The organism is Sporosarcina sp. P20a (assembly GCF_002743175.1).
GTDB lineage: Bacteria > Bacillota > Bacilli > Bacillales_A > Planococcaceae > Sporosarcina.
In genome coordinates, this window is the sequence record NZ_PDYT01000006.1 from 116,135 (window position 1) to 125,840 (window position 9,706).

At 42.6% G+C, this 9,706-nt stretch carries 6 protein-coding genes and 1 tRNA gene; all 7 read right to left on the reverse strand.

Annotated elements, in window-relative coordinates:
• Nucleotides 1-5: 5 nt before the first annotated feature.
• The 7 genes from CSV72_RS08340 to CSV72_RS08365 all read right to left on the reverse strand — a co-directional run bounded on the left by CSV72_RS08340 (nt 6) and on the right by CSV72_RS08365 (nt 7,893).
• The gene (locus CSV72_RS08340) at nt 6-2,108 is read right to left on the reverse strand and encodes a heavy metal translocating P-type ATPase (protein ID WP_099677956.1); all 2,103 of its coding nucleotides are present in this window, start codon (nt 2,106-2,108) and stop codon (nt 6-8) included.
• Nucleotides 2,109-2,298: 190 nt separating this feature from the next.
• On the reverse strand, nt 2,299-3,192 hold the full coding sequence (locus CSV72_RS08345; protein ID WP_099677957.1) for an RluA family pseudouridine synthase: 894 nt from the start codon (nt 3,190-3,192) through the stop codon (nt 2,299-2,301).
• Nucleotides 3,193-3,403: 211 nt separating this feature from the next.
• Nucleotides 3,404-3,476 (reverse strand) — tRNA-Val (locus CSV72_RS08350).
• Between the two features lie 185 nt (nt 3,477-3,661).
• On the reverse strand, nt 3,662-3,811 hold the full coding sequence (locus tag CSV72_RS16885; RefSeq protein ID WP_199170072.1) for a hypothetical protein: 150 nt from the start codon (nt 3,809-3,811) through the stop codon (nt 3,662-3,664).
• A gap of 383 nt (nt 3,812-4,194) precedes the next feature.
• A complete protein-coding gene (locus CSV72_RS08355; protein ID WP_369802894.1) occupies nt 4,195-6,231 on the reverse strand; it encodes a TRAP transporter permease in 2,037 nt (678 codons plus the stop codon).
• Nucleotides 6,221-6,694 carry a DUF1850 domain-containing protein gene (locus tag CSV72_RS08360; RefSeq protein ID WP_233191183.1) on the reverse strand — a complete coding sequence of 158 codons (474 nt, stop codon included), beginning with the start codon at nt 6,692-6,694 and terminating at the stop codon, nt 6,221-6,223. The genes CSV72_RS08355 and CSV72_RS08360 overlap by 11 nt, the downstream gene beginning before the upstream one ends.
• 197 nt (nt 6,695-6,891) lie before the next feature.
• Nucleotides 6,892-7,893 carry a TAXI family TRAP transporter solute-binding subunit gene (locus CSV72_RS08365; RefSeq protein WP_099677959.1) on the reverse strand — a complete coding sequence of 334 codons (1,002 nt, stop codon included), beginning with the start codon at nt 7,891-7,893 and terminating at the stop codon, nt 6,892-6,894.
• Between the last annotated feature and the right edge of the window lie 1,813 nt (nt 7,894-9,706).

The following is a 9,706-nucleotide window of genomic DNA, read 5'->3' on the forward strand; positions in this document are numbered from 1 at the left end:
CTATATTATATTTTATTTTTCATGAGCCTCAATGAATTCAATACTACAATGACTGTGGCACCCATATCCGCCATGACCGCCATCCATAATGTCAGCCAGCCTGGAATGATGAGTAGTAGCGCAATGACTTTTAAACCTAGTGCGATTGAGATATTTTGAAGAATGATTTGTTTCGTGCGTGCGCTTAATTTGATAGTATATGGAAGTTTCTCCAAGTCATCTGCCATCAATGCAATATCTGCCGTTTCAAGCGCAGTATCTGTTCCCGCTCCACCCATCGCAATACCGACATTTGCTGTAGCTAAAGCCGGTGCATCGTTCACTCCGTCACCTACCATTGCTACTTTACCGTATTGACTCAATGATTTAATCATCTCGACTTTTTGATCCGGTAATAATTCTGCTTTGACTTCTGACAAACCAAGTTGCGCTCCAATTGCTAAAGCAGTTGATTGATTATCACCCGTTAGCATAACAGTCTTCTTGCCCATTTCATGAAGCTTCTCAATGACTTTCAAGCTACTTTTACGGACTTGATCAGCTACTGCTATGATTCCTTCTAGTCCTGCTTCAGACCAGACGAGCATGACGGTTTTGCCTTGTTTCTGCAATGTAAGAATCTGCTGTTCAATTGATGCTTCGACTGTATTCATTTCTCTGAATAAATTCGGACTTCCCACATGAACCAAGTGCTCTCCAATCATAGCTTTTGCACCTTTGCCTGTAATCGATTGGAATTGTTCCACTGCTAGCAATCCTAGTGGTAATTTCTCTGCCGCTCGCATAATCGATGAGGCTAATGGATGTTGGGAGTACTTCTCAATTGAAGCAGCTTGTTGCAATACTTGATCTTCAGTTAATGTGGACACCGTCACGACATCAGTTACTTCCGGACGCCCTTCAGTTAGCGTACCTGTTTTATCGAACGCCACGACTTTGATTTGTCCGGTTTCTTCTAAATGAATGCCACCCTTGATTAACACACCATTACGTGCAGCGTTACCAATCGCGGTAACGATGGCTATAGGTGTTGAAATGACTAATGCACAAGGACAGCCGACTACTAATACGACAAGACCTTTATAGAACCAGTCACCCCATACTCCACCCAGTAAAAGTGGCGGTATGATCATGATCAGTAAAGAAATACCTAAAATGGCTGGTGTATAGTATTTCGCAAAACGATCGACAAATTGCTGTGTCGGTGCTTTTTCTGCCTGTGCTTCTTCGACTAAATGAATGATTTTGGCAATTGTAGTGTCTTCAGCAAGCTTTGTTACACGAACTTGCATTACACCTTCTTCATTCAACGTTCCAGCAAACACTTCGTCTCCTAGTACTTTATGGACAGGCACAGACTCACCTGTGATTGCTGCCTGATTAACGGATGAGTCCCCTTGAATGACTTCACCGTCCATCGCAATCTTTTGTCCCGGTTTAATCAAAATCACATCATTAATTCGTAAATCTTCCACATCTACTTCAAATTCTTTCGTACCACGAAGTACAATCGCTGTAGTGGGAGCGATTTCAATTAGAGACGTAATGGAATTTCTCGCTTTATCGATTGAGTAACTTTCTAATGCTTCACTGACGGAGAACAGGAAGACCACAACCGCGCCTTCTGCCCAATCACCAATTAGTGCAGCTCCGATCACTGCGATTGTCATCAATGTAGACATATCAAATTCAAGTTTGAATAGATTCGTTAATCCTTCCTTCATTAAACTGAATCCGCCGATTAATATGGCAGAAAGAAACAAAGCAATCGACAGCCAGTTATTAGCACCATTCGCGGTAGATACTGCATACCCTGCTAATAGTAAAACTAACGAAGCAATAGTCGTTTGATTTTCATGTTTTTTCCAAAAAGGGGTATGCTGTTTAATAATCCGCTGCTTTTCAGGGAATACCTTTATACCGTCAAACGCACCCGCTTCTTCTAATTGTAAAATAGAGGCCTCTCCTGCAACCGTTAACTTGGATGCACCAAAGTTCAGCTGTACATCTTCAACAGAATCAATCTGCCGAACATTTTTCTCGAATTTCTCGGCACAACTTGTGCACGACAAATTTTGCAGGCGATAGACATTTTTCTCAGAAGCCATGTGATCAGTCCTCTCAAAAAATCGTTCATTTTAACGTTTCCATCATTCAATCGTTCATTTGATTGATTAGCTTTAGTATATGCAATTCCAGATATTTTGTCAATTCAAACATTCAAACGTTCATTTGAATGAAATGGCATGAAAAAGCAGTTCCTCAGAGATTCCAAGGAACTGCAAAATACATGATGTATTATTTTGAACGCGTAACGAAGATCTGAGGTACTTCTGCTTCAAATCGAACTAGTTCCCCTGTACGTGGATGTAGAAAAGACAATGCGGTTGCATGAAGTCCCACTCTGCGCAACGGGTTGCCTATAGCACCATACTTTTTGTCCCCTATAACTGGGTGTCCCAATTCTTCCATATGTACACGGATTTGATTTTTTCGACCTGTTTCCAAAAGAACCTCTAGCAATGAACAATCCTTATTTGCTTGTACTCTTCTATAATGTGTAATCGCATGCTGTCCGCCATTGTCGGTAGGATTTGAATAGACTCTGAATGCACTATTTTCCGTTAACCAAGAAGAAATAGTTCCTGATTCAGTTCGTACTTTTCCTTCGACAAGTGCAGTATACAAACGTTCCTTTACCGATTCATTCCATGTACTTTGCAATGCTTGCTGCGTTTCTTCATTTTTGGCAAACATCATTACGCCCGATGTATCTCGATCAAGACGGTGCACGACAAAAATACGATTTTCAGGATGACTTCTCTTGACATACTTTGTAATTTCTCGATAGGCTGTCTGATCTTTTTCTTTTTCTGAAGCTACAGAAAGAACGCCTGCCTCTTTATTGATCACGATGATATCATCATCCTCATGTAGTATAGATACACCCACTAACTTCGAGACGTTTATAGCCGCTTTGTTGCTTTGTATTTCAACCTTTTGTCCAGGCGCTAACGACTGATTATGTTTTGTTGTCATCTGACCATCCACCATAACTTGGCCACGTGTAAGAATAGACTTCACCGAATTTCTACTGCTTTTTGACATAACCTTCAATAAATACGGCAATAATTCTATCTGTTCTTCCACTGTATATTCTTTTACATTAGATGTTACCTGTTTTCTTTTCATTGTATATGACTCCTCCTGCCTATCTAAATACATATTCGCACTATAAGTATACACCGCATGACTGGTGAGTGTATGTACTATCATTTGATTGTAATGAAAACTTCATTTGAAATATAGACATAAAAAAACAGCCCCTAGACATTCGGTCTAATAGGACTGTTTATTGTTATAAACCGTGTTCCTACGGTAAATAACTTAGGTTTGGCACCTATGACTCCGACTGGGCTCGAACCAGCGACCTCCACCCTGTCAAGGTGGCGCTCTCCCAGCTGAGCTACGGAATCGATTTTACTAGGATGTGCATTTTGAAGTAAGCCAGTTAGGCTCTCAAGCACAAATACTATAATAGCATTATCTATCCTGGTTGTAAACAAAGAAATTAAAAATCGATAATTTTTCTATACCATCAGAAAAACTACCGATTTTCATGGAATTTCATTACATTATTCAGGGCCGCTTCTCCTTTCATTTACTGCATGGGGTTTAATTGTTCCTCTATTGGTTCATTCTCAAAATATAAAAACTCTTCATGATCCAGCTCACTCATCCGTTCTTTGTTAAAGCCATGTGCCAAGTGCCCTTCAAACACGTTTTCCCACCATGTTTCTTGTGTATTCATAGTATTTTCTCTCCTTTTCGATTTGATTGGTTTCTGTACCGATCTCTATATTTTATTCGTTATGACTGATTCGCTTACATGTAGTATATACATAACTCGCGATGGTAAAACTGCGTAATTAGTCCAAATTAGTTCGAGGAATTTCTAGTCCTTCGGCTTCTTGACTTTTATTTTATCATGTGTTTCACAAATCACATTCCAGTAAAAGCCTTGTCTATACTAGTCTCGTCCTTTATTGAAAATCCCATCTAATCTAGTTCTTTTCACTCAATCAGACTAGTAAAACGCAAAAATCCAGAGATTGATTTCGAAAATTTTTATCCTAAATAAAATAAAAAGACTTGCAAGCTTTATTTCAAGCCGACAAGTCTTTTAAGAGTAATTTAATTAGAAGCTAATTTAGGTGAATTATTTTTCTTGTTCCCCATCCACTGGAACGCCAGTAAGATGATGAATAAAACTAAACCGATGATATCTGTCATCGTTTCTGGATAGATCAACAACATGCCTGTACCTATCGTTATAATTCGCATTATCCAGTTCAGTTTACTATACCAGTAACCAATTATGCCTGCCCCGATGGCAACCATACCGACAATGGCAGTCAACGTCACCCATACAATCTCCGTTACACTCGAGTCGAGCATTAGCATTGCCGGATTAAAGACGAACATATACGGAATAATGAAGGCGGCAATTGCCAGTTTGGCAGAAGTAATACCCGTCTTGATCGGATCCCCACCCGAAATACCTGAAGCAGCAAAGGCAGCCAATGCAACAGGCGGCGTGATATCCGCAATGATGCCAAAGTAAAATACGAATAAGTGTGCAGATACTGCCACTACAATCGGCACAGCTGCACCTGTAGGCTCATCCAGCATTAATAATGTAATGATGGCAGGCGCTGCAATTGTAGACGTAATAACATAGTTTGCCGTCGTTGGAGAACCCATGCCCAAAATGATAGCTGCGAACATTGTGAAAATTAATGTCAGCAAAACGTTACCGCCAGCAGCTGAGATCAAGCCCGTTGCCAAGCTAAGTCCAAGACCTGTCTTAACCACAACCCCGACAATAATACCCGCACAGGCAGTCGCTGCTGCTACAGCCAATGCTGTACGAGCACCGTCTACTAACGCGTCAATCATATCTTTAAATCCAATTCTTGTTTCCTTACTGATTGCACTCACAGCGATAGTCAGTACGATACCGAGTAATGCTGCCTTCATCGTTGGAATTCCTATCAACAAGAAGACGATAATGCCTAAAATCGGTAGTAATAAATAAATCTTTTTCAGTGTTTCTTTACGGTTCGGAATCTGGGATGCATCCATTCCTTTCAAACCAACACGCTTTGCTTCGAAATGAGTCATGATCCAAATTCCAGTGAAGTACAGTAACGCAGGGATAGCGGCCGCTTTGGCAATTTCCCAATACGTTACACCGCCGATGAATTCAACCATCAGGAATGCAGCGGCTCCCATAATCGGTGGCATAATCTGTCCACCTGTAGATGCGGCTGCCTCCACTCCACCTGCGAATTCTTTACGATAACCTAGCTTCTTCATCATCGGAATCGTGTATGAACCCGATCCTACAACGTTGGCTACAGAACTACCTGAAATAGTACCTTGCAACGCACTTGAGAATATTGCGACTTTTGCAGGTCCACCAGTCAATCGCCCCGCCAATACTACAGCTAAGTCATTGAAATAGTTACCCACACCAGTCTTCACTAAGAACGCCCCGAACAACAGAAAGACGAATATGAAGGTGGCGGATACACTAATCGGTGTACCGAGTATCCCGTCCGTTGTAAAGAACATTAATTGAACGAGATTTTCCACACTTTGTCCTCTATGTGCGAGAAACCCTGGGAAATAAGGCCCGAAGAATGCATAAGCCAGAAACACAACTGAGATGATGGTGATTGGCATTCCTACCGCACGTCTCGCTGCTTCTAATGTTAGTAGTACGGCTAAAATACCGATAATTAAATCGAGATCAGATACTCGCCCTACACGAAATACTAGTTCGTTGATAAATAGTGGCCAGTATAAACCAACTGCTATCGCCAATAAAGATAGAATAATATCATAAAACGGTACTTTGTCGCGGCGCACACCGATCTTTTTTCTAGCAGGGAACATGAGGAATATAAGTGATAAAGCAAAACCTAAGTGAATAGATCGCTGGATTTGAGCTGTAAATGGCTTACCAATCGCCGTATACAACTGAAAAATTGAGAATGCCAATAAACCGAAAAACACAATCTTACCAAATAAGCCTTTCAAATCTCTTGTATTGGATTCCGGGTCGTACTTTTGAAGAATTTCGAGCTGTTCTTGTTCAGAAAGCGTACCCATTTCTTCATCGGAGATGGCGGGAATATCTTTTTCCCGATCTTTATTATTTTCCATTTAATCTGACTCCTTTTAACATCTTATAATTTGGAACCTTCGCCACATGAAACTCATAAGAATGACCCTTTTGAAGAAATTCTTTCAGATGATAATCTTGTTGCTCATATCGCAAAGACAGATCTGCATTCACCCTACCTACGTAGAGAACAAACGAATCTATCACGCGGTTTTCGAATGTAAGCGTATAAACACCATCTTCAACTTGCAGTACTTCGCCTTCTTCTGCATAACCTGGTAATCCGATGGCTACATCTTCATACTGCATAAATTCGAAACGGAGCTTTCCATTGTCGGTAATGCGATATTGCTCCTTCACATTGGACAAATGGATGGAATGAATATAATGAATTTGAAAATGTCGACTCTCGTGTAATGGAAGATAATACGCCTTTGGCTGTTCGCTCCGAACCTCTTCTAGTATGATCATTTGTCTATATGGAAAAAACAATATGATCAGCATTACAACTCCTATCAGAAACGTTAGCAGAAGAACGATTTTTCTTGATTTCATCCGCTTATTCCTTTCTGTTACAGTACATGCAATAAGCACAATAGTGTATGATATTCACTAATTACTTTAAAAAATTAAGAATGGGACGGACAAAGCTTTCGCTTTACCGCCCCCACGTGCTCCTATCAGATAACTAACTCCGTTTATTAGTTCACTTCGTCAAAGTACTTCTGTGCACCTGGGTGTACAGGAATACCAATACCATTCAAACCATTTTCTGCTTTAATCAAAGCACCTTTGGCATGTTGAATTTTCGAAGCGTTTTCATAAATCGCCTTTGTGATCTGGTAACCAAGTTCTTCAGAAATATCGTTCTGCATAACAAGCATTGCACCTACTGATACTGCAGGCGTCTCTACTTCAGAACCATACGTTCCAGCAGGAATCATTTCTTTAGCGTAGTATGGGTATTTCTCAATTAATTCATCAGCCTTGTCGTCTTCTACTGGAATAATGAAAACTTCAGAAGTAGCGTTTAGACCTTCAACAGCACCTGTTGGAGTTCCAGCTGTAATGAATGCAGCGTCAATTTGTCCAGCTTGTAGACTTTCTTGTGACTCACCGAAGTCCAAGTTTTGTGCTTTGATATCGCTTAAAGCTAAACCATGAATTTCAAGTAATTGCTCAGCGTTTGCGGCTGTTCCAGAACCTGGAGCACCGATTGATACGCTTTTGCCTTTCAGATCTTCAAATGTCTTAATATTGCTTTTCTTCAACGTAACCAATTGAACTGTTTCAGGATAAAGTGAACCTACAGCAGATACCTCGTCGATTACATCTCCGTCAAACATCATTTCACCTTTAGAAGCGTAGTAGGCGATGTCTGTTTGTACGAATGCAATGTTTGCGTCTCCATCTTTAAGCGCTGTCATGTTCGCAGCAGATGCTTGAGATACTTCAGCAGTCGTCTTGATTCCTGTTTCTTGCGTAATGAATTCAGCAAAAGATCCACCTAGTGGATAATAAGTTCCTTGTGTTCCCCCAGTAAGTAAGCTCAAGAACTTGTAGTCTTGCTCTGCCTTACCTTCCTCTTTGTTTCCGTCTGCATCTTTGTCGCCGTCAGCTTTTTCGTCGTTACCGCAAGCTGCGAGCACAAGAAGCGCGAGCATGGAAACTAACGCCAGTAGGCGAAGTGAGTTTTTCTTCATGTGACCATCTCCCCTTTTCTATTTGTAGTCATAGACATTACCATTCTACCATGAAAGCGCTTTAACTTGTCAATATAATATTGATATATTGTTTCTCTGTACCATTCATGCTATTCATCCTTTTAAATATAATGCTTTTAACGCATGTCGGGTATCTACCATTGGTATTTTTCAATGTTTTGGATTTACTTAAGAGGACCGGATCAATGTGTGTATTACCCGGCGGACAAACGCGGCTGGCAGAGTAACTAGGCGGCTGCGTGGCTTCGGCATTTTTGGTTGGGGGGGCGTTGCTCGACTGATCGTTGGGTATTGGAGTTAGTGAGTGTCTGCTTTCTGGACCCGCGCAGGCACGTGGGGGATTGCCTACAGCCAGGAGCCAGCTGGCGGTGGTGCTGCCAGTTGTCTCATGGCCACGGCCTACCCCGCAGTTGTGCCTGCGCTGCTGAGTGGTAGTTATTTAAGTTGTGGTTCTAAGTAGGATAGTAAAATGATAAATTGCGTACCTTACCCAACCTACAAACGCGGTTGGCGGAAAGACTATGTGGCTGCGGGTCTTTGGCACTTTTGTTGGGGTCGTTGCTCGACTGGTTGTTGGATACTGAAGTCATCGAGTGGCTGCTTTCTGGACCCGCGCAGGCACGTGGGGGATTGCCTCCAGCCAGGAGCCAGCTGGCGGTGGTGCTGCCAGTTGTCTCCTGGCCACGGCCTACCCCGCAGTTGTGCCTGCGCTACTGCGGGGTATTTATTTAGGTTGTGGTTCTAATAATAATAATAATTAGTGTACCTTACCCATCCTGGAAATACGTTTGACTGAAAGACTATGCGGCTGCGGGTCTTTGGCACTTTTCGTCGGGGACGTTGCTCGACTGGTTGTTGGGGACTGAAGTTAGTGAATGTCTTCTTTCTGGACTCGCGCAGGCACGTGGGGGATTGCCTACAGCCAGGAGCCAGCTGGCAAAGTGCCGCCAGTTGTCTCCCGGCCACGGCCTACCCCGCAGTTGTGCCTGCGCTGCTGAGTGGTATTTATTCTAGTTGTGGTTCTTATAGGAAGAAGTTCAGTGACATCGTGATATCTATTATGTATTTCTTGCAAAAGAAGTGTAGGAACTGCCATTCACACTATCCAACGAAGGCGACTGCTGTGGTAGGCGTAGCGAGGAGACAAAGACAGGCGCACTTCCTGTCTCTGGCTCCACGCGAAAGCCATCCACCAGCGCCGTAGTGGGGACAATGGACTCGCCACTTACATAGACAGCTAAACCACAACCTCCTGATTAAACAGGAAAAGAAAAAGCACGTGCTAGAAACACAACCCAACGCCGCTTATTACGCACCCATTACAAAAACGTAATCCGATAGCACTTCCACGACAAAAAACAACTACCTGAACTGTCCTCCTACCCGCAATCCAACGAAGGCGACTGCTGTGGTAGGCGTAGCGAGGAGACAAAGACAGGCGAACTTCCTGTCTATGGCTCCTCGCGAAAGCCATCCACCAGCGCCGGAGTGAGGACAATGGACTTGCCACTTACATTACCAGCTAAACCACAACCTCCCGATCAAACAGGAAAAGAAAAAGCACGTGCAAGAACAACAACCCAACGCCGCTTCTTACGCACTCTTAACAGAAACGTAATCCGATAAAACTACAACGAGTAAAAAAAACTATATGAACTGCCCTACACCCAATCCAACGAAGGCGACTGCTGTGGTAGGCGTAGCGAGGAGACAAAGACAGGCGAACTTCCTGTCTCTGGCTCCTCGCGAAAGCCATCCACCAGCGCCGAAGTGGGGACAATGAACTTGCCAC